Annotated in this window: 21 protein-coding genes; 5 read left to right on the top strand and 16 right to left on the bottom strand. The window is 51.3% G+C overall.

The genetic code is table 11. The features are described from left to right. Positions 1 to 27: 27 nt before the first annotated feature. The 5 genes from D4L85_RS34545 to D4L85_RS27410 form a co-directional block, all read right to left on the bottom strand. A complete protein-coding gene (locus tag D4L85_RS34545; RefSeq protein ID WP_160144035.1) occupies positions 28 to 168 on the bottom strand; it encodes a hypothetical protein in 141 nt (46 codons plus the stop codon). A 329-nt stretch (positions 169 to 497) separates the two neighbouring features. Further along, positions 498 to 932 carry a carboxymuconolactone decarboxylase family protein gene (locus tag D4L85_RS27395; protein WP_119757301.1) on the bottom strand — a complete coding sequence of 145 codons (435 nt, stop codon included), beginning with the start codon at positions 930 to 932 and terminating at the stop codon, positions 498 to 500. A 246-nt stretch (positions 933 to 1,178) separates the two neighbouring features. Continuing rightward, positions 1,179 to 1,766 (bottom strand): Crp/Fnr family transcriptional regulator, encoded by a 588-nt coding sequence (locus D4L85_RS27400; protein WP_119757302.1) that lies wholly within the window; start codon positions 1,764 to 1,766, stop codon positions 1,179 to 1,181. Between the two features lie 196 nt (positions 1,767 to 1,962). After that, positions 1,963 to 2,409, bottom strand: a complete 447-nt coding sequence (locus D4L85_RS27405; RefSeq protein WP_119757303.1) for a VOC family protein — start codon at positions 2,407 to 2,409, stop codon at positions 1,963 to 1,965. Between the two features lie 87 nt (positions 2,410 to 2,496). After that, positions 2,497 to 3,279 (bottom strand): helix-turn-helix transcriptional regulator, encoded by a 783-nt coding sequence (locus D4L85_RS27410; RefSeq protein WP_119757304.1) that lies wholly within the window; start codon positions 3,277 to 3,279, stop codon positions 2,497 to 2,499. Between the two features lie 103 nt (positions 3,280 to 3,382). Here D4L85_RS27410 and D4L85_RS27415 point away from each other — a divergent pair, with 103 nt between their 5' ends. Next, positions 3,383 to 5,371: an amidohydrolase family protein gene (locus tag D4L85_RS27415; protein ID WP_119757305.1), complete on the top strand. Its 1,989-nt coding sequence runs from the start codon at positions 3,383 to 3,385 to the stop codon at positions 5,369 to 5,371. An 80-nt stretch (positions 5,372 to 5,451) separates the two neighbouring features. Continuing rightward, the gene (locus D4L85_RS27420; protein WP_119757306.1) at positions 5,452 to 6,153 is read left to right on the top strand and encodes a hypothetical protein; all 702 of its coding nucleotides are present in this window, start codon (positions 5,452 to 5,454) and stop codon (positions 6,151 to 6,153) included. A gap of 31 nt (positions 6,154 to 6,184) precedes the next feature. On the opposite strand, the gene D4L85_RS27425 is transcribed toward D4L85_RS27420, so the two are convergent. The 3 genes from D4L85_RS27425 to D4L85_RS27435 form a co-directional block, all read right to left on the bottom strand. After that, positions 6,185 to 6,559: a VOC family protein gene (locus D4L85_RS27425; protein WP_119757307.1), complete on the bottom strand. Its 375-nt coding sequence runs from the start codon at positions 6,557 to 6,559 to the stop codon at positions 6,185 to 6,187. Positions 6,560 to 6,677: 118 nt separating this feature from the next. Then, a complete protein-coding gene (locus D4L85_RS27430; RefSeq protein WP_160144036.1) occupies positions 6,678 to 7,403 on the bottom strand; it encodes a hypothetical protein in 726 nt (241 codons plus the stop codon). After that, complete coding sequence (locus tag D4L85_RS27435) at positions 7,358 to 8,890, bottom strand: hypothetical protein (protein WP_160144037.1); 1,533 nt, start codon at positions 8,888 to 8,890, stop codon at positions 7,358 to 7,360. The genes D4L85_RS27430 and D4L85_RS27435 overlap by 46 nt, the downstream gene beginning before the upstream one ends. 467 nt (positions 8,891 to 9,357) lie before the next feature. Here D4L85_RS27435 and D4L85_RS27440 point away from each other — a divergent pair, with 467 nt between their 5' ends. After that, positions 9,358 to 11,862 (top strand): ABC transporter permease, encoded by a 2,505-nt coding sequence (locus D4L85_RS27440; protein WP_119757310.1) that lies wholly within the window; start codon positions 9,358 to 9,360, stop codon positions 11,860 to 11,862. A gap of 50 nt (positions 11,863 to 11,912) precedes the next feature. Here the strand turns inward: D4L85_RS27440 and D4L85_RS27445 are convergent, their stop codons facing one another. The 4 genes from D4L85_RS27445 to D4L85_RS27460 form a co-directional block, all read right to left on the bottom strand. Beyond that, positions 11,913 to 14,540: an ABC transporter permease gene (locus D4L85_RS27445; RefSeq protein WP_228450647.1), complete on the bottom strand. Its 2,628-nt coding sequence runs from the start codon at positions 14,538 to 14,540 to the stop codon at positions 11,913 to 11,915. Then, positions 14,537 to 14,869 carry a PadR family transcriptional regulator gene (locus tag D4L85_RS27450; protein WP_119757311.1) on the bottom strand — a complete coding sequence of 111 codons (333 nt, stop codon included), beginning with the start codon at positions 14,867 to 14,869 and terminating at the stop codon, positions 14,537 to 14,539. The genes D4L85_RS27445 and D4L85_RS27450 overlap by 4 nt, the downstream gene beginning before the upstream one ends. A gap of 285 nt (positions 14,870 to 15,154) precedes the next feature. Next, a complete protein-coding gene (locus D4L85_RS27455) occupies positions 15,155 to 17,641 on the bottom strand; it encodes a phosphocholine-specific phospholipase C (protein WP_119757312.1) in 2,487 nt (828 codons plus the stop codon). A gap of 207 nt (positions 17,642 to 17,848) precedes the next feature. After that, positions 17,849 to 20,320: a zinc-dependent metalloprotease gene (locus tag D4L85_RS27460; protein WP_119757313.1), complete on the bottom strand. Its 2,472-nt coding sequence runs from the start codon at positions 20,318 to 20,320 to the stop codon at positions 17,849 to 17,851. Between the two features lie 334 nt (positions 20,321 to 20,654). Between D4L85_RS27460 and D4L85_RS27465 the strand changes: the two genes are divergently transcribed. Both D4L85_RS27465 and D4L85_RS27470 read left to right on the top strand, forming a co-directional pair. After that, the gene (locus D4L85_RS27465; RefSeq protein ID WP_119757314.1) at positions 20,655 to 21,113 is read left to right on the top strand and encodes a ferritin-like domain-containing protein; all 459 of its coding nucleotides are present in this window, start codon (positions 20,655 to 20,657) and stop codon (positions 21,111 to 21,113) included. A 38-nt stretch (positions 21,114 to 21,151) separates the two neighbouring features. Then, positions 21,152 to 21,721: a DUF4142 domain-containing protein gene (locus tag D4L85_RS27470; RefSeq protein ID WP_119757315.1), complete on the top strand. Its 570-nt coding sequence runs from the start codon at positions 21,152 to 21,154 to the stop codon at positions 21,719 to 21,721. A 143-nt stretch (positions 21,722 to 21,864) separates the two neighbouring features. Here D4L85_RS27470 and D4L85_RS27475 read toward each other — a convergent pair whose 3' ends face one another. The 4 genes from D4L85_RS27475 to D4L85_RS27490 form a co-directional block, all read right to left on the bottom strand. Then, entirely contained in the window at positions 21,865 to 22,314 is a 450-nt protein-coding gene (locus D4L85_RS27475) for a DUF1801 domain-containing protein (RefSeq protein ID WP_119757316.1), read from the bottom strand. A gap of 147 nt (positions 22,315 to 22,461) precedes the next feature. Next, the gene (locus tag D4L85_RS27480) at positions 22,462 to 23,382 is read right to left on the bottom strand and encodes a sugar phosphate isomerase/epimerase family protein (protein WP_119757317.1); all 921 of its coding nucleotides are present in this window, start codon (positions 23,380 to 23,382) and stop codon (positions 22,462 to 22,464) included. Between the two features lie 596 nt (positions 23,383 to 23,978). Continuing rightward, a complete protein-coding gene (locus D4L85_RS27485; RefSeq protein ID WP_119754285.1) occupies positions 23,979 to 24,821 on the bottom strand; it encodes an IS3 family transposase in 843 nt (280 codons plus the stop codon). A gap of 8 nt (positions 24,822 to 24,829) precedes the next feature. Then, positions 24,830 to 25,219, bottom strand: coding sequence for a hypothetical protein (locus D4L85_RS27490; RefSeq protein ID WP_119754284.1), 390 nt, complete (start codon positions 25,217 to 25,219; stop codon positions 24,830 to 24,832). Positions 25,220 to 25,265: the final 46 nt, after the last annotated feature.

Below are 25,265 nucleotides of genomic sequence, written 5' to 3' on the forward strand. Positions count from 1 at the left end.
GAACTCTGGTGGCGGTGAAGGGCTGGTTCAAAAAACTTGTTGGTGGGACACCAACAAGTGGGTGATGTTGCTCGATTTGAAATTCTGATTTGCTTGGGTGTTGGGGCGCAATGTCTTGTTGGTGGAGAGCATCAGCAAGGATGGCGCATGGCGAAAGTTCGGGCGCATTTTGAATTGTAGTTGCTTTGGAGCGATTAGTCCAAAAGCTTGTTGGTGAAGAACACCAACAAGGGCGATGGTGATTGGTTCAAAAACTTGTTGGTGAAGAACACCAACAAGGGCGATGGGCCTCTATCTCCCACCCTTCAAATTAAGTCATGGCCCGTTCACCTTCCTATTGACGCTCACCCATCGAACCACTGGCTCCAAATGATGCTCCGCGTCAATGAGTTTCCCACCAAACCCACTTGTTGGTGTCTCACCAACAAGTTTTTTTGACCCGACGCACAAACAAAACCAGCGTCCCAATGCGCCCCTCACCATTGGCTCCTGACCATTCAACTCGGCCACAAATTCGTCGTTACCCCAATCCGGTTCCAAGCATTCATCGTGACGATCGCCATCATGGCTTGCGTTACGTATTTTTCTCCCAGCAATTTCACTGCCCGATCGTAGACCTCGTCCGATACGCGGTTGGTGATAAACGTTACTTGTTCGGTGAGGGCGAGAATGGCTTGTTCGTCTTCGGTGAAGAAGGGGGTTTCATTCCATGAGGTGAGGTTATAGAGGCGTCGCTCGGTTTCGCCGTTGGCGCGGGCTTCCTCGGTATGTTTGTCGACGCAATACGAACAGCCGTTGAGCTGGGAGGTGCGGATTTTGATGAGGTCTTTGTGGCGCACGGATAACTGGGTGGTGCTGAGGTACTTTTCAAGGGCCAGCATGGGTTTGAGCGCATCGGGATCGACGTCCTGGAATTTTCTTCTGGGTTTCATAAAAGTGACTTTGTTGTTTTTTGTTGGAACAAAGTAACGGGGCGGGGGACCAGAAATAACTTAATCTAGTTCAAGAACGATTCGATCAGGAGCAAGAATTCAGGAGCCAGAAGCCAGGAGCCAGAATTTAATACTCGGTATTCAGTAGACAGTAGCCAGTAGTCAGTAGCCAATAGTTTGGTATCGAGAAACATTTTCCTTACACCGACTACTGACTACTGACTACTGGCTACTGGCTACTTTTTTTCATTCCTTTCTTTTTGCTCTGATCTTGCTGAGGAATTCGGGGGTGAAGCCTAGGTAAGAGGCTAGCATGTATTGAGGGACGCGTTGTACGAATTCGGGGAACATGCGGCTGAATTGGCCGTAGCGCTCCTCCCCTGACTGGTTGTAGATGAAGTGAATGCGGGTAAGCGCCGCCGAGTAGGCCCGCTCTGCGATGAGGCGGAAATAGCGTTCCAATGTGGGGGCCTTTGCCAGCAATTCTTCCAGCTCCGTTTTGGTGATGACCAGGAGCTGTGATGGCTCTACGGCCTGGATGGTGAAGGTGGATGGCTTTTGCATTTCGAAGCTCATGTAGTCGGTCATCCACCAGTTGTCGATGGCAAATTGGATGATCTGTTCGTTGCCTTCGTCGGTGTGGATGAAGAGGCGGAGGCAGCCCTTGACGACGAAATATTTTTCGTGGCAAACTTCGCCGGCGCGGGCTAATATCGTTTTGTTGGGGATGGTTTTGGGATGGATGAGCGTGGATAAGGTTTCGATGTTCGCGTCGGTCAGGGGGGCGAATTTTCGGATGTGTTGGATGAGGGGGTCCAGGGGAGTGATGTCCATGATCTGTGCTTGAAGTTTTAACCGCTCAGCTTCGCTGAAGCTCCTGTCTTCGCTAAAGCTACGACGGGCAAGTCGGCGAGCAAGGAAAGGCGCTAAGACCTCTCCTTCGCTAAAGCTACGACGGGCAAGTCGGCGGGCAGGCAGCAAAGTTAACGCAAAGTTGGCTTTGCGCCTTCGACATGGCTTTTTGTCCAGGCTACTTTTTGGGGATTTTGAGCATGCGGGCTTGCATTTCGTCGACCGACAATTCTTCCAGCACTTGGGCGAGCCACCAGGTATTTCCCTGGGGGTCTTTGATGCCCCCTTCGCGATAGCCGTAGAAACGGTCGGCGGGTTCCATTAAGGGGGTGGCGCCGGCGGCGAGGGCCTTTTGGAAGATGTCGTCTACGTGGCTTACAAAAACGTAGTTGGCTCCGGGAGTCGCGGGCCATTCGGGTCGGGCACGGCCCATCATGATGACCGTTTCGCCCAGGCTCACTTCGCCGTGTTGAACAAAACCATTCTCTTGTTTTAGTTCTTCTTTGATGCGGGCGCCAAAGACGGTCTGCAAAAATTGTGCTTCCACCTCTACGCTTTCCACCATCAGGTAAGGGCAGACGTTGCTATAGCCTGCAGGTGCAGGGGTTTCTTCTTTCTTTTCCATAATCGTGTGATTTAAGTATGGAAGCAAAGTAAAAGCATGGAGCAATGGAGAAATTGTACAAACCGGACATAGCGGAAAAATCGCTGGTCAGGCGCTCAACTTTATAAAGTTGTCGGCGGTGTGGTGATCGTTGAGGTTGAAGTATTGTTTTGGACTGAGGCCGGAGAATTCTTTGAAGTCCCGTATGAAATGTGATTGGTCGTAGTATCCGGCTTGCAACGCCAACGCGGTGAGGTTGTCGAGGTCGTTGCCTTTTCGCAGCGACAGGCTGGAGTGGAAACGGATGAGTCTTGAGAACGCTTTGGGTGACGTGCCGACGGCGCTCCTGAATTTGCGATCGAAGTGACGCCCCGATAAGCCGAGGTCGCTCGCGAGGGCGTCGACGGTGGTGGCTCCTTTGTAGCGGACGATGTGCTGAATGCATTGAAACAATCCGTTGGCTTCCTGCTGCCGCGATTTTAATTTCCGGAGCAAGTAGCGCGACAACGCGACGATGCGGGCGTCGCGGTGTTGGGCATTCGCGATCTCGTCTTTTAACAACGTCCCTTCGTTTCCCAGGAAATCGGCGATCGCAACCGTGGTGTTGGTTACGGCTTGTGGCGATTCGTGGAAGAGGAACGGGAGAGCATAAGGATATAAGAACGCACCCATCATGCCCAATTTACCGGGCATGGCGAAGTCGCGGTGATGATGGGTGATGCCGCTCACCAGTCCTGCATTGTAGTGATAAAAAAACACCAGGCCGGGAGCGCTTTCGGCAAAGAGCCTGTAAGTGACGGGCGCCACGGGAACATCGTCGGATTCGATGCTCCAAAAATAGCGGACCACGTCCGAAAGAGCAGGCGGCGGCAAGGTTTCCTGGTAGCGCATAAAACGAAGATACAAATTCGTCTTCACTGCCCCTAATCACGGCAATCCGTTAGGACTCCGTTGGATCTTTCTTTTTATCTTTCGTATCAAACCCAACCGCTTTATGAAATATCTATTCCTGCTCGTTGTGTTCAACCTTTGTTTGGTTTGCCACACGCACGCTCAATCCGACACGCTGCAATGGACCATCCAGATGGGTGGACAAACGTCCGGTCTTTTCAAGTATCTCAAAAATGCTGACGGTTCCTACACCGAATGGTTCCGATTCAACGATCGCGGCCGGGGCGACAGCACGGTGGTGCACTACCGCCTCAACGACCACAGCTATATGACCTGGATGGACGCCAAAGGTGTGGACTACTTTAAGAAGCCCATCTTCGAAACGTTCAGCATCCAAAGCGGCATCGCCTCCTGGGAGAATCCAGTAGAAAAAGAACAACGGAAAATAGAGGGCGACATGGTGTACATTCCCTTAAAAGCCCGTGGCGGGATTTCCTACGCCAACTTCTTCCAGACCCCGGACCACGCCGTGAACCTGCTGCCCTCGGGCCGTCAGAAACTAACGGAGCTGCAGGAATACACTTTGAAAGACGGCCGGAAGATCAGCCTCGTATCCTTATCAGGAACCGGCCTCACACCACAATATGTTTGGCTCGACAGCCAGCACAATTTCTTCGCGCTTCCCAGCGATTGGTTTGCCATCCTTCCCAAAGGCGACGAAGGCCTCAATCCAGAACTGCTCGCCATCCAGAAAGGAGTGGAACAAAATTATTATAAAGAGCTGAAAACAAAGTTCGCCAAAAAAGTAACGAGTGGCCTGGCCGTTACCCACGCTACGCTGTTTAACCCGAAAAGCGGTACCGCTCAACCTAATTCAACCATCCTGATCGAAAACGGCACCATCACCCAGGTCGGTCCCGACAAAAGTGTGACCGTGCCCCAAGGCTTTCAGGTCGTGGACGCCCAGGGAAAATTTGTGATGCCCGGACTTTGGGACATGCACGTACACTACGGCCAGGGCACTGACGGCCTGCTGCACCTGGGCAACGGCATCACCAACGTGCGCGACATGGGCAACAGCGAGAGCATGCTGGATGAGAAAAAACAAATTGACGATGGCCTGGTGCTCGGCCCCCGCATACAAGCCATGTGCGGCTTCATCGACGGTGCCGGCCCTTACGCCGGGCCCACCGGCGCGCGGATCAATAGCGTGGACGAAGGCATTGCCGCCGTAAAGAAATACAAGACGATGGGCTACACGCAGATCAAGCTCTACAGCTCGATAAAACCCGAGTGGGTAAAGCCCATCGCGGCCGAAGCCCACCGGAACGGTATGCGCGTGAGTGGCCACATACCCGCGCACATGCTGGCCAGCGAAGCCATCGACGCAGGATACGACGAGATCCAGCACATGAACATGGTGTTCCTCAACTTCCTGGGCAAAGACCTGGATACGCGCACGCCCGTACGCTTTCATGCCGTGGCACAAAACGCCGCGATGCTCGATCTGAACAGCGCACCGGTGAAAGCATTTATCAAACAGCTGGTGGCCAAGAAAACCGTTATCGATCCCACCATCAGCTTCTTTGAAACGATGTTCATTCCAACAAAAGGAAAGCCTGTGCCCACGATGGCGCCGGTTGTCGATCGCTTACCGCTCGATCTGCAGCGCGAGTATAAATCCGGCGGCGCCCTCGAAGTTCCTGCCGGCAGGGAAGAAACGTATGCCAAGTCCTTTCAAAACATGCTCAAGATGGTGAAAGTGCTTCACAACAACGGCGTGGTGATCGTGCCCGGCACCGACGATGTGCCTGGATTTGTGCTGCACAAGGAACTTGAAAACTATGTGCGCGCAGGCATCCCCAACGCCGCGGTGTTGAAGATCGCCACCCTGCAATCGGCCACGGTGGCCGGCAAGGAAAAGACCTATGGCACGCTTGAACCCGGCAAAGCCGCCGACATCATTTTGATCGACGGCAATCCGCTGAACAACATCAGCGACATCCGCAAAGTGGAGACGGTGATCAAAGGGCAAGAGATCTATCAGACAAAGGACTTGCTCAACGCTGTTTCTATACGATACTTTAAGTGAGCCTGTGATGACCAGGACGGCCCGAACGCCGTTTTGGTCGCCATGGGATATCCGTTATCTTTGGATAAATCTAGATCTTTATGCGTTATCCGTTAACCGTTGTACTGTTGGTTACCCTATCGCTTATCGCCAAGGGACAATATTCCGACACGGAAGAAACAGACCCCGAAGAAATCGACATCGAAGAAACCGACACAAGACCTGTTTTCACTCCGGGGCTATACCTCAGCTTTTATAATTTCATTGAAAACGATCCGGTTCCGCCGGAAGATATCATCACGGACATACCCCGGCAGCGCGATTTTTACATTCAATTGTTTAGAGCAAATGCGATCGATGTGGCCTTGAGCGACACGATGCTTCATCTCCATCCGGACGACGTTTGGGGATACACCGACGGTCGTGGCATTTTTATAAACCGAAGCAAATTCCCACCGACCTTCCTGGTCGGGCCGGATGTGAGTGAAAATCCCTTTGCACAGATCAATATCATGGGGACGCTCTGTCTGGTATACTACATAAAGACCCACTCTTCTTCGGCGTTGACAGGGAATCGCGTGATGGTGCGTGCCAACGACGTCCGGCAGAGTGCCGCAAAATTTATTCTGAACACCAAAGACGGGTCGTTCTACAACGCCAACTTATTCCAGCTCGAAAAAATGATCGCAGATGACCCGGCGCTACTGAAAGAGTTTCACGCTTACCGGGGAAAGAAGAGCATCAAATTCTATGTCTTTCTTAAAAAATATAACGAGAACCATCCTGCTGCGCTCGGGTATTGAACGGGTTTCAATAAAATCTTCCGGGGCGGACTCACTCACCTTGTTGATACACGCCGAACACATTCCCGTACGGATCGCTAAAGCGCGCCGTGATCTCTGGTGCATCGCCTCCAATGGGCTGCACAATTGCCCCACCGTTGGCCAGGATGAGTTCGATGGTGGCGTGAATGTCATCGACCATGATGTAGGTGAGCACCCCCACGGTGGTTGACGGTGGCCGGTTGAGTACCCAAGCACCACTCACCTCTCCCACCCCATCGTCGAAGGCGGTGACGCCGTCGCTGCGGTGGCGGATGTTCCAACCGAAGGCGGCTTTGTAGAAGTCGGCCGATTTTTTGATGTCGGCAGCCGGGATTTGGAGGTAGCAGATCTTGCCGTTGCCGAGGGTGGGTTCTTTGGCATTCATGCTATGAAGATAAGGATTTTCTACGGTTCGTCTGCTGTTGCCGCCGCGTTGTTACTGGATGTTCAGGGTATGAACCAGTATTTTCCGGTTTCTGCTGGTCTTCTTCTCTGTATGCAACTCAATGGCCAAACGATCGAAAAACATAGCCAACTCCCAAGCTGACGCGCAGGCCGTCAGGTTGGATGGTGGCGGGCTTTTTGCCGCTGCCGTCGGGAATTTGGCTATCCTTTCCGTCTGTAGTGGTGAGCTTGCCGGCGTTGTGAAACTCATAGCCTGCGTCGAGTTTGAGGAACAACCGCTTCAGCGTTCGTTGTGCTGAAAGAAAAGGCTGACAAGCGACGTTGGTGGAATGCATGGGCGTAGCGTCCGCGACCGTCTGATTGCCGACCGAGAGTTCTTGTTTCAGATCGAGTTTATTGGAATAGACAGCGCCTTTCAACCCCAGAAAAAAACAGGTTCCGTAGTTGGGAAAAATGCGGATGCCCCCTTGAAGACTCACAACGTTCATGTGTACCACCTGATCGAAGTTGTAATACCCTGAATAATCGCTGTACGACAGCCTGCCCCCTGTAGAGGTATGGCCCCAGCCGCCACCGAAAAATCCTCTGTTCCGGATGTACAGCAGATCGACGCCATAGCTGAGATACCCGGGGAAGGTTTCCACAATGCGGCTGGCAAACTGCTGTCGACCCATCATCACGTTTTGGAAACCTTTCAGGTCGTGCATCGAAAACGTGGCATAACCGGCATGCACAGTGCCCACCAATTGCTGTGCTTTGCTACGGGTGGGCAGCAGGCCTAAGGATAGTAATAAGACAAGGGCAACAGCGTTCCGTTGGTGCATATAATTTTATTATTGACAATCGTGTATCCCCAGGAAGAATACGACATTACGGCGAATGACGTCACCTCCTCGCCGGTGGCGGCGTTGAAGAGGCGATATTTATAATCGTTGAAACCGAGCAGGTCGCTCACTTTGTCGTAAACGAGGTTATCTCCGCGTAAGGGAAGCGTTGCGACAATTTTCCCGGACGCGAGTTCGATCATGTCAACGCCTTGGATCCTTTGGAGCATGACGTGACGATCGTCCCGAAAGACAGCCCTATAGAAAGGTTCGACGGCGAGTATGGAATTAAATTGCGTTCCGTCCCAACGCCAAAGTTTGCCATCACCGGCCAGGTGGTTACCGCTCGGGGAAATGTAGTAGGGATTGTCTGTCGCATTAGACAACAGTACCGTCTTGCCTGGCATGGCCATCGCAACGCTTATTGCTCCGCGTCGAAGGGTAATCACGTTGTTGTCGGCAACCTGGATGGAATTGAGCGGCGGGGGGGCAATGGCATCGATGTCGTAAACAGCAATCTCCGAAAAGTCGAGCGGGTTGAGCTGTATAAACTGGCGTCCCTGACTCACGTAGAGGTACGCTCCGTTGTCCGATAAGGCAAAGGCACCGTCCGTAAGATCATACGTTTGTTCAACCTGCAGCGATGTACCGTCGATGCGGGATAATGTATTTCGGCTATTGGCCAAATAGGTCATGATAAAATACTTTCCGAGCGAGGAATTATAGACAATCGGTCCATTGAACGGTGGGAACGTTGACGTTGGCGTTACACTCACGCTTTCCACAAGGGGATTACCACCTTTCGCTTTGATGGTAAGAAAAATCGATGATGGTTCAGGAAAAATAAACGAAGGCATTTGAACCGCGGTCGTGTCGTTGATGTCCGTCGTCGATTTATAGCCATAGCCCAGTTCGTACGATTGGAAGTTTTTATAGAATGGCACCTTGTGCCAGGTCAATTTCACATGCTGCAGGTCTTGCCATTCGAATGCAAGGCCAGGCGAGTAATCAAAATCGAATACCTGCTGGCTGGACGGGCCAATCTTATTATCGAGCGTCTTTACCTTCATTACATATTGTACTTTCCCTCCCAGGTAGGTACTATCATTGAGTAATGTGCGATTCTTGTTCGTGACCTCTTGGCTCCAGACGTCGAAATAACCGTTGTCACCATTCCACATTTGCTTGACCAGCACATAACTTTGAAAGTTGAAGGCCTTGTATCGCGACCATTGGATGGCGAGCGTTCCGTCGCGGGCTTCCACCGCTACAATGGGCACCGCCTGAGCTGGCGTTCTTTCCATCACGGCCACGCGATTCATTTTGACCACAAGCAACTCGACGCCCAATTGATCGGCGAGACTGCCGCTATTGGCTTCAAGGAAGTATTCGAGGCGGAGTTGATGAAAACCGTCCGCATAACTGCCCGCGTAAAGCGAAATGAAGTCCCCATAGCCGTGGATTTCACCCAGCTTGGTGTTGTCCATGTACACAGCGATGTTCTGTACCGTTCTGTTACTGATTTTTTCCAGATAGCCAACGCGTGTATCAGGACCGAGCCAAAATGTATCTGCAAATGAAGCAAAACCCGTCTCGATCCCACTTCCGTCGGGCTCGGGCAGGCTTTTAAAATAAGTATGGTTACTTTCAAACTCACATGAACCCAATGCTGCGCAAAGCAACAATAGAATCCATAAAAACGGAGGGTAATGGAAGGGGGCTATCTTCATGAATGGGGCGAATAAATAACGGCAAGCACGTACGACCAAACTATTTTATCGATAACGAACAGCCCTTTGACTTAGACATTCAAATTACGCCGGCAAAATAGGGAAAACCGTGACGATCTCCAACAGCGCTCCATAGGGCCTAAGCGGTCTGAAATATAAATCCTTGGAAATATTGCTTAACTTCATTTTGATTTTTCCCTCACGTTCAACGCAATGCTGTAGCCATGCTAAAAAACTACCTTCTCGTCGCCCTGCGCAATCTTTTGCGGAACAAAATTTTCTCACTGATCAACATTTTTGGGTTAGCCGTGGGGTTGGCGGCTTGCTTTCTGATCTATCAATATGTGCAGTTCGAAGAAAGCTATGATACCTTCCACACGAAACGCGAACGGCTGTACCGGGTGCCCATGCAGTTTTACAACGGCACAGACCCTGTAGGCGCTTTAGCAACCAACGCCCCGGCACTGGGACCGGCGTTGAAAGCTGAGTTTCCGGAAGTAGCCGACTATGCCCGGTTGGTGAAGACATCGCTGTTCACGTCGTCACTGACGTCATACTTTGCGAATTCGCTGGAGTTTTCGCGCACGACCACCGATGGCAGCCTGGTGGCCTTTAATGAGGAGCACGTGTATTTTGCTGATCCGCCGTTCCTGACCATGTTCTCCTTTCCGCTAAAAGCCGGATCTTCGGCGGATGCCCTCGCAGAACCCAACACAGTGGTGATCACCGAACAAATGGCCCGGAAATATTTCGGCGACGAGCCGGCGTTGGGAAAAGTGTTGAGGCTGAACCGGGAGATGGTCCTGAAAGTGAGTGGCGTGCTGAAAGACATTCCCGAAAACTCACACCTGCAATTCGACATCCTCATCTCCTTCCCCACCCTCATGAAAAGTTTTGGCGACGGTCATACGCTTTGGGTATGGTCTGTCTTCTACAACTACATTCTGCTGACGCCCGGCGCCAATCCGCAAGCGCTGGAAGCCAAGCTCCCGGCATTCCAGAAGAAATACCTGGGCGACACTTTCGACCGGGGCGACCAGCACATGAAATTCTTTCTTCAACCCATTGCCGACATCCACCTCCATTCCCAGTTCGACAGCGAGCAGTCCGCCAACGGCAGTCAGCGCATGGTGTATTTTCTTTCCATCCTTGCCGTTTTCATCCTGGTGGTGGCTTGGATCAACTACATCAACCTTTCGACAGCCAAGGCGTTGGAACGCGCCAAAGAAGTGGGCTTGCGAAAAGTTGTTGGCGCGCAGCGGATACAGCTGATGCTGCAATTTTTTATGGATGCCCTGCTGGTCAATTTTCTTGCGCTGATCATTGCCGCAACGCTCGTAGTATTTTGCTGGTCATGGTTTGAGACGCTGGTCGGCAAATCGATGAGCGACGTTTTGTATCGCAACGGCATCATCAGCCCGCGCCAGATGCTGATCATTGCCGCCATGTTCTTTTCGGGTGTGGTGTTGGTAGGGGCTTATCCCGCCCTGGTCCTCTCCTCTTTTCAGCCCGTGCAAGTGTTGAAAGGAAAGTTTCTCAAGTCGACCGCGGGAACGTTGCTGCGCAAAGGGATGATCGCATTTCAATATGCGCTATCGGTATTGCTCATCGCTGGGGCGATTACGATCTACCAGCAATTATCGTTCATGCAATCCCAAGACCCGGGATATGCCAAAGATCAACTGCTGGTGTTGGAAGCGCCCGCTGTATACGACTCCACCGCCGACGACCGGATCGCTTTTTTCAAGAACAGCATCGCACAACTCGCCGGTGTCCGCAACATGACCGCTTCGGCCGACGTTCCCGGTCAACCCATCACGGAAGGTTCGGGCGTCCAGCGGGTGAATGCCGCTGAGCAAGAACACTTCGGATCATCCATCATGAGCATCGACACGGCATTCTTCTCCACCTACGACATCAAATTATTGGCGGGGCGCCTCTTCACGGACCGCGAACGCATGACCTTCCGCTTGAAAGATAAAGACGAGGCTATACGCATCGTCGTGAACAAAGAATTTATTCGCCGCATGGGCATCCAAAATCCCAAAGATGCGCTTCATGAAAAAATCATCTTCGACTGGGGACCGGACGGACGCCGGGCGGAGATCATCGGCGTCACGGCCGACTTTCATCAAATGTCGCTGAAAGAAGATTACTCCGCCATCTTCTACATCCTCCCCGAATGGTCGGCCTGGAAATACTTCTCCATAAACCTACAGTCCCCTGACCTGGAAAGCTCTATAGACGCCATCCACAAGCAATACACCAAAGCGTTCCCCGATCATCCCTTCAGCTACTTCTTCCTCGACGATTTCTTCGACCGCCAATACCACGCCGACCGCCAATTCGAAAACATCTTCGGCGTTTTCACCGCCCTGGCCATCGTGGTGACCTGCCTGGGCTTGTTGGGGCTTTCGGTTTTCTCTGTAGCCCAACGCACAAAAGAGATGGGCATCCGCAAAGTATTGGGCGCATCGGCAACCAGGATCCTGCTCCTGTTTACAAAAGATTTTGTCATGATCCTTGTGCTCTCCTGGTGCATTTCCGCACCCGTGATCTATTTTGCCGGCAACGCCTGGTTAGAAACTTTTTCGTTCCGCATTTCCTTGAACTGGATGATGTTCGTCTTACCGGTAGCATTGCTGATTGGGCTTACGCTACTCACCATCGGGGTGATCAGTTTAAAGGCCGCCGTAGAGAATCCCGTGAAGGCTCTGCGACACGAATGACCACGTCATATCCGCCGGCAGAAACTTTTCAAACCTACGCCCGCAGTTTGTTATTCGTTTTTGAGAACTTCGGACGGATTGGCGCGGGCTACTTTTAACGTTTGGGAGCCGATCATGAGCAGCGCTATCAACGTGACCGATGCCAGACTAATCGCCAGTTCAGCATATCCCAATGCCGGGTGATACACAAAGTTGACCAGAATCACCTTGTCAAAAAGGAAATAGGTAAACGGCAGGGCCACTGCGGCGGCCAGCATCAACAGGAAGAAAAATCCCTTGCTTAATAAATAGATCAACCGGCCCTCGCTGGCCCCCAACACTTTGCGGATGCTGATTTCTTTCAAACGCGTTTCTGTGGTGAACACAACCATACCGAACAGCCCCAGCGAAGCAATGCATACCGCTAAGAACGCTATTGCACCGATCACTTTGATCATGGTGGCAAACATGCGGTAGGCGTCTTCGATCTGGTCGTCGTAGAATTTCGCATCCAGGGGATGCACTTTGTCGACCTTTTTCCAAGCGGCTTCAATGCGGGCGCGTGTGGCGGGCCAGTCTTTCGTGGTCACCTTGGCGTTGATGTAGCCCCAGGGCTCATGGGCACTGTAGCGCAGGGCCATCGGCTCGATCGAATTTTCCACGGTGCCGTAGTGAAAGTCTTTCACTACTCCGACAATGGTCAGTTTCTTCTTGTCTATCGTAACTACTTCCCCTAAAGCCTTGGTGGGGTCCTCAGGCGAAATGCTGAAGCGCCTTAAAAGCTGCTCGTTTACCACCACTTCGCTTTCTTCGGCACCTTCCGGCAAGGCCTTTAGATTTTTTCCCGCCAGAAATTTATGCCCGTGCAGGGGCAGGTATTGCTCGTCTACAAAGTTAAGCCACACGACAATAGAGTCGTTGAGGTCCTTATACTTCATCTGGGAACCTTGCAGACTGCCGAGACTCGTCACAATCCGCGACACCGATATCGCTCCAACCTCGGGTACCTCCGCCAATTCTTTTTTTATTAATTCTTCTTTGTTCTGCTGCAGGCGGATATTCAATATATGCGCCGTGTTAAAACCCAGGTCGAAGGTGAGAAAACTTTTATACTGATTGTATCCGATCAGCGTGGTCGTAATAAAAATCAATGAAAAACAATACTGCACGACGATCAATGCTTTTCGCAGATTCACATGTCTGAAGATCCTCAACGCAGACGTACCTTTCAATACCTGTATGGCGTTGATCCGCGAGAAGAATACCGCCGGTAACAGGCCTGAGCCAAAGCCCACAACAATGGCCATCAATACAAAGTAAAACATCATACGCGGCGTGAGCTCCAACGACACCAGGTCCGATAAAAATCTATCCAACGAAAGAAACTGTACCCGCAGGAACAAGAACAGCAAAAAAGCGATCAGCAAAGCCATCAATGCGATGATCGTAGACTCCACGATGAATTGCCATCCCACCTGGTATTTCAACGCCCCCATCACTTTCCGGATACCCACTTCGCGCGTGCGGCGCATCGACCTGGCGATGGACAAGTTGGTGTAATTAAAACCTGCTGAAAGGATGATGATGAATGCCAGGCCCTCGAAAAAATACAGGGCCATCGGACGCATCACCGGCCCGATCTGGTTGCCCAGAGCCTTCCCTAAGACAATGTTCTTCAAAGGCTGCAATTCCAAAGAAATCGTACGGCGGTCGAGATGAGCGTTTTCCGCAGCGCTTAGCTTATCCAGGTTGGCTTGCAATGTGGCGGGATCGGAGCCTTCGGGGAGAAGCACGTAGACACATATGGACCAAATGTGGTTCCAGTTGTTAAAAACGTCGTCGGCTTCACGGTGTTCTTTCGCAGATGAAAAGGAAACCAATGCGTCGAACCGGAGATGCGAATTTTTCGGGACGTCTTTGACCACCCCCGTCACCACATAGTTTGTTGTGTCGAACAACACGGACTTTCCCAACACGTTTACCTCGCCAAATAACGTCTTGCACATTTTCTCCGAAAGGACCAGGGAGTAAGGTTCCTTCAGGGCCGTGGCCGGGTTGCCTTGCAGCAGTGGAAACGAAAAGATGTTAAAAAAATGTTCGTCAGCCCACACCGCCGACACCGGAATGACGGACTCCCCTATCTTGGCGTCGCCGCTAAACCCATTTCGCACCAGTGTAAGGTCTTCAATACCGGAAAGGGAAGTATCAATTTTTCTTCCAGCAACAAGCGAGGTTGTTGCAAGATCCATCGATGGTTCGCCCTGCCGCTGGTCGTGCGTGATCACCCTGTAAACACGATCTTTCTTTTCATGAAATTCATCGAACGACAAAAGTTCCGACACCAACGCAATCACCAACAATCCCACCGACATGCTGACGGCCAGGCCAGCAATGTTGATGAACGAAAACAATTTATGACGCATCAAACTGCGGCCCGAGGTTTTAACGTAGCTTCCAATCATGATCCAATGGAGTAAGAGGTTGACAAATTCCGGTTTGCGTATTGTATACAATCGAAAAAACTTAAGTACATCCACAACGTAGATCCACCTCGCCCGTCGTGCGCCTTTGGTGGTTAGGTTTCGTTCAAAATATTCGTTCAGGTCGCCTTCCAGGTCTTCGGCCAGCGCGGGCTTGCAGTACCAATGCAACAAGCGTTGCGCCCAACGGGGTGGGTGGATGTGGTTCGTGTGCTTCATGCTTTCTTCAGGATGAGATCGGGAATACGGTTCCACAGTTGGTCGCGAACTTCTTTGGCTCGGATCAGCGCCGCCTTGCCGCCGTTGGTCACGGTGTAGTATCGCTTTCGCTTCCCACCCCGCGTGCTGGTGGCTTCGCCCAAGGTGCTTTTCACAAGGCCCTTGTCCTCCAACCGGTTCAACACGGCATGTACAACGCCCAGTTTGGCTGAACGTCCTGCGTGTTTCTCCAATTCGTCGCAGATGGCCACGCTATAGGCATCGTTCACCAATGTCGCGATGGTGAGCAATACCAATTCCTCAAACTCTCCCAGGTTTGTTCCTTTCATGTTTGATGATTAATTACGTAAATGTATGTAAAATAGTTTTAGTTTTGCAAGCCGGGACTTTTTTATAAGGATAAAAATAGATGCGGTCGCGGCGTAGTGCCACGCTTTCTGTTTACAAGAATGGTGGAGTGTTATTGTATTGGGGAGAAATAGCTGTACACCGATTCGAACGGTGTGACATAATCGGTTTTAGCCAAGCATAAACTACCCAGGTAGAAGCGGTGGGATTCGAACCCATTCGACTATGGTTTTGCCATTAAACTAACAGCCGTTGCAAGATACGGATTATCGTCCGATGACGGGGTCGGTGAATCCTTCGACGCCGGTCTCCACGCGGCCGGCAAAACGACGTTCGAACGTAGCAGCTTCCCTTACGATCACACTGAAGTCGTGCCAACCGTGGGTCTTCTCAAGCTCGAGCATCACCGTGGCCTTCCCTCCTGCCGGCACGGTCTTGGCCTGGGAGCCGTAGGCATACGACTGGTCTTTTATTTCGACTGTGTAAGCGCTCTTTGGATTTTTGTTCACCAGCATGACCTCCACGTTGCCGGTAAAGTCTTTTCCTTTCTTCGCATATTCCACCACGATTTCCAGGGCGGGATCTTGCGCATCGCCGGCAAACAGTCTGTAGAAGCCATTCGGGCCGTATACCTGGAGATGGTAATGCCCCTTATCGAAATCTGTGAGCGCAAAAGTGTCCGCCACGCTCTTCCCTGCGGCCACCGCGTAGTCGCGGACTTGAAAGGCTTTGCCTTTGGAATAGACGTGGAAGGGCGCGCCGGCGGTGGCTTCTCCGAATTTTTCCTTCCGCGATTCCAGCGTGATGCCAAAACTCTTTTTATCGACGCTGATCTTGCCCTGGGCATAAAGCTGGTAAGGTAACGCCCGCGATATGCGCATGCCCTTTTCCTGTTGGGGCATGTAGGGAGTAGCAACGTTCTGATTTATTTTTTCAATCTCTTCAGCGTTCAGTTTCTGGTATCCGGTGGGAAGGCCTTTGAATTGTGCTTTGTGGATGCCTTCCAAAAAAGATTCTTTGTCCACAAAAGGTGGCAAGGTAACATTCTCTCCATTGTAGGGTGTGAACACCGAACTTAAGTCGCCGCACACGGCCCGGCGCCAGGCGCTGATGTTGGTCTCGCTGATTTTCTTTCCGGTCTTATGCGACAGGAATTTTTCCAGGAATTGCAAGATCGACGTGTGATCGAACACCTGCGAGCACACCGCTCCTCCCCGGCTCCACGGCGAAGCAATCACCAGGGGCACGCGGAATCCGAGGCCAATGGAACTCTCGCGACTTTCATCGGCGGGTCTGTGTTTCAATTCCTGGGTCATGGTCACGTACTCGGTCGTAGCATCGATGCCGGGTGACATCTTTCCCGTGTTGAGCTTGGTGGGGTGCGGCGGCACGAAGGGTGGCACGTGATCAAAGTATCCGTCGTTCTCGTCGTAGCACAAAATGAAAATGGTCTTCTTCCATACTTCCGGATTCTTGGTGAGGATGTCGATCGACTCCGACAGGTACCAGGAACCATACCAGGGCGCTCCCGGGTGATCCGAAAAATTCTCCGGCGCGACCAGCCACGACACGGTGGGCAGCGTTCCATTTTTTACGTCTTCACGGAATTGGTACAACACATCACCTTTTGGCACCAGCATTTCGCGGACCTCGTTGCCATCGGCGTATTTTATTTTTTCGAGGGTGTGATAGTCGGGATCGCCCGTGTTCGTAGTGAAGGCTTTGCGATGGAGGCTTTTTTCGCGTTCTGGAATTTTGGCAAAGGCTTCGGGCGTCAAGGTCTTCTGATCTTCCTGGTAGCGTGCCAGCCTTTGTTTTCCATCGGTGATCCTTTCGGAAAGTTTTTTCGCTTCGTCTCCGGAGAGACCCGCTAGTTTCTTTTCTGTGTCGGCAATGTCGTGCGTGATTTTTTCGATGGCGTCGGGGAGATTCTTGATGTAGGCGGGTGAGAATTTTACGTGGTATTGGGTGAAGCATTCGATGGGGCTGTCGCCGAAATTCCCGAGCCACGCATCTTCCTCGCCTTCAAAACCGACGCCTACACTTATTTCGTTCTGGTAGATCTTCCACGACACGCCGTTGGCTTCGAGGCGCTCGGGAAAGGTGGCCCAACTGGCCGGCAGATCATAGTCAAGCTCTTCGTTGCGCACGCGCGCAAAGGCTTGCGCATGTTCGCGGATCGTCCCTGTCCAAAGGTAGAGCCGGTTTGGGGTGGTGCCGGTGAGCGATGAACAGAAATTCTGATCGCAGATCGTGAAGGCATCGGCCAAGGCATAGTAGAATGGGATATCATCGCGGGTATAGTGGCCCATGGTGAGGGGCATGTCGGCGTATTCTTTGTGACCCGAGGGTTTGGCCTGAAGCCATTGGTCGTATTTGCCGCCGTTGCGCGCATCTACCTGGTTGGTCCAGCTGTGGGGCAGTGACCCCATCCAGGTTGACTTGGTATCTTTTATGTTGAGACGGAAAGGTGCGTAGGTTTCGTCGGCGGCGTTGGTCTGGAGCCATACTTTGTTGCCGTTGGGCAGGCGGATCGTCCGGGGATCTTCGAAACCCCGCACGCCCTGCAGGGCGCCATAGCAATGATCGAAAGAGCGGTTCTCCTGCATGAGGATCACCACGTGCTCGGCGTCGAGATAGGTTGTGCCGGGCGCGGGGTCGATGGCAAAAGCTTTTTGGATCGAAGGCGGTAATGTTCCGGCGACGGCCGAGAGCATGGCTACTTTTTTGAGAAAGTCACGACGGGTTTCCATGATAAGGTCTGTTGGTGCATAAAAATAATGGAATCCTCCGGATGACAACCATGCCGGTTGCGGAATTAAAGATAGTTTAACGTTTAATGATTAGCCTGCGTTAGGCTGGTCATGTTTAACAGCCTCCTTCGCTGAAGCTCCCGTCTTCGCTAAAGCTACGGCGGGCCCTCCTTCGCTTAAGCTACGGCGGGCAAGCAAGAAGAGGGATCAGCGTTTGTCGGCTAGGGCTATGGTGATTTTGTTGTCGATGTAGCGCAGGTGGTAGATGCTCATGACGTCTTTTATTTTGAGCATTCCCTTTTTGATGTGCTGCTGGATCTCGCCGAGTTTGATGAGGATGATGGGCGCCACATCGCGATACTCCCGGTCGGAGCGCGTGGAAGTGGCCAAGTCCAACAACCGGTCTATATATGAGCGCTGAAGGTTGCGGCGGTAGAGGCTGATGCTTTCGTAGGTGGTCAGCTCGGTCCACATGCCTTCGTCGAGGTCGTCGAGGAAATCGATGAGTTGGTATGCGCGGGGGCCGTAGGTCGCCTGGGAGGTCACGATTTTTGAGAGGTTCGTGCTGCTGAGCAAGCCGGACAACACCATGTCTTGCGAGCGGCTGACGATGGTGGTGGGCGATTGTCCCGTGCGCGTGAGGATGGCCGTGTCTAACAACCAGGTGGGCGTTTTAAAAACCTGGCGCGCCAGGAAATCCATAGCATCGCGTTGCATTTCCACGGGCACCGTCTCGTAGACCGGCCCGGGTTGGTCCATGGATTTCAGGGTTTCGTATTCACCACCGATGTAGGTCATGGCGTGGCCCAGGTAATAATCGAACTGGTTGGTCAGGGCGGTATACATGCGTTGGAGACTGCGGTAGCCTTCGTGGGGTTGATAGGTCCATTGGATGAGGTTGGGCACTACACGCTGCAAATTGCGGATGCCGTATTCGCCGGCTTTCATGGCGTTGTCGCCCACGTCTTCGGTTTGCGAACGCGGATCGCCCGTGGCGAATTCTGAACCGAACCGAAGCTTGTCGTTGCGCAGTCTTTCGTTGGCCCACGTATTCAGGATGGGCAGTTCCTCTTCGGCAGACTTGGTTTGGGGAAACCAACGGTAGCCCCACTCGATGGCCCACAGGTCGTATACGCCAATGCGCGAGATCAGGCCCCGCTCCCCTACGCTATCCTGGGGCTGCGCCACATAGTTGAAGCGCGCATAGTCCATGATCGAGGGTGTGTGTCCGTTGGCTGCCAGCCACTCACGGTCGCGAAGTTTCTCCACGGGCACGGAAGCACTGGCTCCAAAATTATGGGTGAGCCCCAGCGAGTGGCCCACTTCGTGCGAGGCGACCGAGCGGATCAGTTGTCCCATGAGGTCGTCGTCGAACTTCATCTTTTGTGCGCGTGGGTCGTTGGGTCCGCATTGGATCATGTACCACTCCTGCAAAATAGACATCAGGTTGTGATACCAGTTGATGTGACTTTCCAGGATCTCGCCACTGCGGGGGTCGGTGATGATCGGCCCCGCGGCATTGGCAAACGACGAAGGCTTATACACGATAGCCGAGTGCCGCGAATCTTCCAGGCTCCAGTTGGGATTGTCTTTTGGACTGGGTGCTTCCAGGGCAATGATGGCATTTTTAAATCCGGCTTTTTCAAATGCCGGCCGCCAGTCGTTCACCCCTTTGATGAGATAGGGCACCCACACTTTTGGTGTAGCCGGGTCGATATAATAGATGATAGGCTTTTGAGGTTCCACCAGTTGACCATCCATGTATTTCTGTACGTCTTCCGGTTTGGGTTCCAGCCGCCAGCGCTTGATGTAGTTCACCACCTTTACGCCTTGCGGGTTGGCGTCATAGTCGGTATAGCGCTCGGAGAAGTAGCCGATGCGGCGGTCGGAGAAGCGTTTGCGCATGGGCTTCCGGGGCAACAGCACGACCGAGGTATTCAACTCGAGCGTGAAGTTGTTGTCCGTAGCGTTGTTCACATACGTTTTTATCGTGCGGATCTCCAGGTTCAGGGGAAACGCATTCACGTCTTTGATATAGCTCGTGTTGGTTTGCAGGCTGCCCACCCGCATGGTCTTCTTGGCGGCGGAGTTAAAAAAGAAAATATCGTTATCTCCGTTGATGTAGTCCGTCACATCGATCAAACTGCTTCGGTTGCCCGGACCATAGGCACCGATACCAAACGCGGCCACCAGCGGCTGCAGATTGGAGCGCACCACGGCATTGTACATGGCGTCGGTACTATCGCCTGCGTTTTCTTCGAAGGTGATGCGGCGCAGAAACAGCTTATGACTCGGTCCTTTCTCAAAACGGATCACGGTGTTGTTCACCTGGTCGCCTGCGTAGCCGGTGTATTCAGGACGAATCCCCGCGGCACCTTGTGCGATGCGACAGACGATGAGCAAGTCACGCCCCAACAGGCTGTCAGGAATTTCGAAATAATAGTTGTTGTCGGTTTTGTGAACGGTGAAAATGCCTTTGCGTGTCTCCGTGTTGGCTTTCACAATGTTGCCGTAGCTGCGCGGTGACGACGACTGATCGTTGGCGGCAGGCACCGAGACCGGCGACTCTTTCTTGGTGGTGTCCTGGGGTGGCACGATGGTGGTAGTTCCCACCGGGGACTGGGCGTAAGCATTAACGGTGGCGCATACCATCAAAAGGAAACAAAAACGAATACCCATAAGCAATGCAATACGTCTCGAAAAATGGATTCAATCTTCAACAAGCGTGGCGTAACCAACCCTAAGATAACTCCATTAGGTAGCAAAGAGTTTTCCGCCTGACCTCCCATATCCTACGCATAACGAATATAAGACCAACCGGTCACTCGAAAAGGCTCCGGCGTTAGGGAATGCCCTACCCAGGCCCGCGATCTTTTTCCCCAACGATGCGGTCACAAATCCTTAAAAGCTGCTTAAGGCTCGCGGAAGGCGCACTTCTGCCGCGTGGCATGATTTTTACAATTTCTCGTCCAGAACAGACCGGTGTCCTCAAACAAAAATATAGACAACTATTATGAAAACGAGAGAAACGACCATTGAAGTATTGAACGATCTCATCCGGATCAATAACGACCGTATCGCCGGCTATCAGAAAGCCTCCAGTAACACGGAGATCACCGAAGCCGATCTAAAAACGCTCTTTCACCGCATGGCCCAGGAAAGTCGCGACTACACGGAAGAGCTTGCTGCGGAAGTGATTTCCCTCGGCGGCAGACCTGCTTCCGACACCACCACGGCCGGCAAGATCTACAGGACTTGGATGGACGTTAAAGCCACCTTCAGTGGAAAAGATGTTCACGCCACCCTCGCCTCTTGCGAATTTGGTGAAGACGCCGCCCAACGCGCCTACCACGACGCCATGGACGCCGACCTCGAACCGTCGGTGCTCGGCTTCGTCGCCCGCCAGAAAGCCCTGCTCAAGGGCTCGCACGATCTGGTCAAACGCTACCGCGATCAATTTGCTGAAGTATAAAAACAAGGTCATCCTTTTTTCACGCAAAAACATCCGCCATGAAACGCACAACCCTCCATTTCTTTGCCATCCTGACACTTGGAATCGCCTTGACAGGCTGCGGCCCTAAAAAAGAAGCCGACAGCAGCGAGACCGCCAAAGCAGAGAACGAAGAAAAATTCGATACCAAGGCTTCCGAAAAAGACGCCGACTTCGTGGCCAATGCCGTGGCTGGAAATTATGCCGAGATCAAAATGGCTGAACTCGCCAAGACGCGCTCCGCCAACACCGAAGTGCAAGCCCTCGCTGCCATGCTGGTGGACGATCACACCAAGGTGCTTACCGAACTCAAAGAGTTCGCCACGCAACGCGGCATCTCCATCCCGCTGGAGGAAAAAGACGACGCCAAAGAAAAAGTGAACGACCTCTCGAAACAAGACGCGAAGGACTTCGATAAACAATGGTGCAAGACTTTGGTTGAAAAACACGAAAAGACCATCCAGGATTTCGAGTCGACCTACGACAAAACGGAAGACACTACTTTAAAAGAATGGATCAACCAAACGCTTCCCAGCCTGAAGACCCATTTAGACAAATTGAATACTTGTGAAAAAAATCTGAAGTCGTAAAAAAATTAAGCCGGCGCAACAGTTTGGAAGACGAACTTCCCTCTCAAGGCGCAGACTTTGTTATAGTTGGTAAATCTGGATCGCCCCACCACTTGGGGCTTTCCTTTTTTTTACACAGCTCCTGTGGCGCCTGTATGAACAGCCTATTTTTTGCCGGCGCGCTTAATCTTAGAGATCACCTGACCGATCGATTTTGTTGGCTTCTCCATGTCCTGAAGAGCAAAGTCGACAGATGATTTTATCAGGTCCTTGATTTTTGCATTTCTGTAATCTTTTGGCGTCTCCACGGGAACATGCCGGATCAGATTCCCTGTACCCTTTAACAGTTTGTGAGGATCCTTGATCAGTGTCCCCTTGCTAAAACCTAAGTTCATGTGATTCGTGTAGATGGGCAACATACAAAACGCATCGGATAGCTTGTCTGAAATAGAGAAAACGGTGGTCAGTGCGTGGGTATGATAAAGTAGTTCGTTGCTGTCGGGATAAATTTCGAGCACGTATTCGCGAAGGTCCTTGAACAGATCGATGAGCTTCTGTTCTTTAAACTCCAGAAGATAAAGAAAGTCAGGATGTATCTTACGAACTTTATTCATTTCATTTTGCGGCTGCTATCGCCACCTAACGGATAAACTTGCACAGTACCCTTTAAAGATAACCGTGCAGTTAAAATAGCAATAGATAAGTTACAAAAAAAGGGACCTTATCCTGCCGGATAAGGTCCCTTTGTCACGAGCTTCTCTTTACAGGGTGCCGTTTTTGATCAACTCCCGTTTCACGTATGCAATGCTCTGCCCCACGCTTTCAAACGGATCGGCCTTCAGGTTATTCCCCTGCTCAACAAACACGTGTTTCACCCCGGCAAGCCGGGCGTCCGGCAATATGCTTTTGAAATCGATCGTGCCGTTGCCCATCTCCGTGTGAAGGTCGCGATCCACTTTGTCCATGTCTTTCAAATGCCAGGCCACAAAGCGTCCCGGGTATTTCAAAAACCAGTCGTGTGGCTTCAGCGGCGAACTGTGCGACACCCAGTACAGATCCAATTCCAGTTTCACCAGCGCTGCATCGGTCTCCTCCAAAATAATGTTATAACCCATCTGCCCATCGTGATCGATGAATTCAAAATTGTGATTGTGATAGGCTACCTGCAGGTTTGCCTTCTTGGTTCGCTCGCCGATCTCGTTCAGCGTCTGTGCCACTTTCTTAAAGCCGTCGATGCTGTAGAACTGCGGATCGAGCCAGGGCCACACGATGGTCTCCTGCTTCAACACGCTGGCCGCTTCAATGCATTGGTCCACATAGCGCTTCAGGTCATCGTTGGTCACACCGGGCAGGATGAACTTATCGAGATCATAGTGGCCGCTGGACGTGGTCAGGTTGCTGTCGTCCAGGATCTGTTTGAATTCTTTTGGCGTATAGCCCAGGTACTGGTGGTTCTTTCCCCAGTTGTAGCCATAGGTCTCCACCTCCTCATAGCCCAGGCCGGACACTTTGCGCAGGGTGCCTTTCACATCCTGCCCCATCGGGTCGCGCAGAGTATAAAGCTGCAAGCCGATCTTGTAGCGGGTGGCACGCGGCACGGCGTGGAGCAAGGTGTTGGAACCCAGGAGCGCTCCCGTGGTGAGTAAACTGGTTTGCTGGAGAAATTGTCGTCTGTTGATCATGCTTGTGCGAAGGGGTTAAGGGTTATAAACGAACCTGACCCCGGGTACGAAGGGCATTAGTGATACGTTTAATTGTCTAAGATAACGGAATTAAGTTTTACGGCGGCAAATATTTCGGAGGAGTGGCTCGGGAACTGTGTAGTAAAATATGTTTGACTACATCTTCGGTACGAAAGGCGATCGCAGGACGGAGAGAATACCTGAGAGACTTGTGTGACGCGTTGTGACCGGTTGCGTCTTGGTGCGAAGGGCGATGACGGGGCATGCGTTTCGTGCCAGAAAATATGAAGCCAGATCCAATAGTTCATGTGGCACGTTTTAATATGGACTTATTCCCCAGGCTAAAGCCTGGGGTTATTCAAACACAGGAGATTGTAAGGGCAAGTCCGTACATGCATTTCAGTAACCCCAGGCTTTAGCCTGGGGTTAACGCTCCAACCGCTTCATTGCGCCAAAGATGCACCCTCTGGATGTCTCGTCCTAAAATAAGTTTACAGATTTAACATCATTACTATTGTCGTGTTTTGATGTTGGAATGTGGATAACTCCACAAGAATACCTTTCAAAGTAATGTACTTTTGAGAGTTATCCATATTTCAACATCTTGAATGGATAATTTCAGGAGTCTGGTAGCCACAGCTCATATGAGGGCGTTCTTCATTATATAGCCTAACTACCAAATCCATTGTCATCTTGGCCTGATTCAAATTGTGAACGGAGTATTCGTTAAGGTACTCTTCTTTTAATATACCATTCACACGCTCAGCCAAAGCATTTTCATAGGGGTCTCCATTCTCTGTCATACTAATTTGAATCAGGCTATCCCGAAGCAACTGCGTGTATTGGCGACAGCAGTATTGCAGACCCCTGTCAGAGTGATGGATTAGGCTGATGGGCTTCGTCTGGATTGTACGTAGAGCCATTTTTAATGCTTGGACAGTTCCAGTAGCTTCCAGTGTCTTGGCTACATGATAGCCAATAATTTTTCGCGAATAGGCATCCGTAATCAAACTGATATAAACGTATCCACTATTAATTTTCCAATAAGTTATATCACTTACCCAAAGTTGGTTTACGCGATCTGGAATGCATTGCTTAATTAAATTAGGGTATTTATGGAAGTGGTGCTGGGAGTTTGTCGTAAATACCTTTCTCTTTTTCCGGACAACCAATAAGTTGTTGATTTCTAGCAACTTAAAAAATGCATCACGGCCCATTTTGATTTGGTGCTCGTGCAAAAAAGACTGTATCATTCGATAAATTTTTCTTCCTCCCATGCGAGGATGTCGGTCCCTAATTTTATATACCTGGCTCAATACAACTTTGAGCGTAGTCTGCTGAGAGTTTTGATGTTTGAAATGTTGATAATAAGCCTGAGAAGTTATACCAAGTAATCGACATAGCCGGATCAGGGCGATGTGTTTGTAACGCAACTTCATTTGATGGATTACTTGGTATCGGACTTTTTTTGGATGTCAATTTTGAGATCCTTCTCCGCTATCTGAATCATCCGTCTGTAAGCTTCTTCTTTTAGTCGGCTATCCTCCAGCTGCTTTTCCAGTTCTTTAATCCTGGCTGTTAGCGCCTGATCTGAGTCTTTTTTGCCCTTCTTCTTACTACCCATAGGTCGCAAATTTAAGGGTTTCCTTGGAACACGTTTTTTCTCGAGACCAAGCTGACGCATCCACCTCAATAACCGACCCTGATTTCTACTGCCCTTATCTATGAACTGACGCCAAAATTCATCTTTGCATCCACCTCTTGAATGATACAATTCGATTAGCCGCTTCTTTTCTTCGTCGCTTAAACGGGTCCACTTTCTCTTTTTAGTTCTCATTGCAGGTTTACTGGTTTAGTGTAAACCTATTTCAGGACAAGACAGG

This window comes from Chryseolinea soli, assembly GCF_003589925.1.
Classification (GTDB): domain Bacteria; phylum Bacteroidota; class Bacteroidia; order Cytophagales; family Cyclobacteriaceae; genus Chryseolinea; species Chryseolinea soli.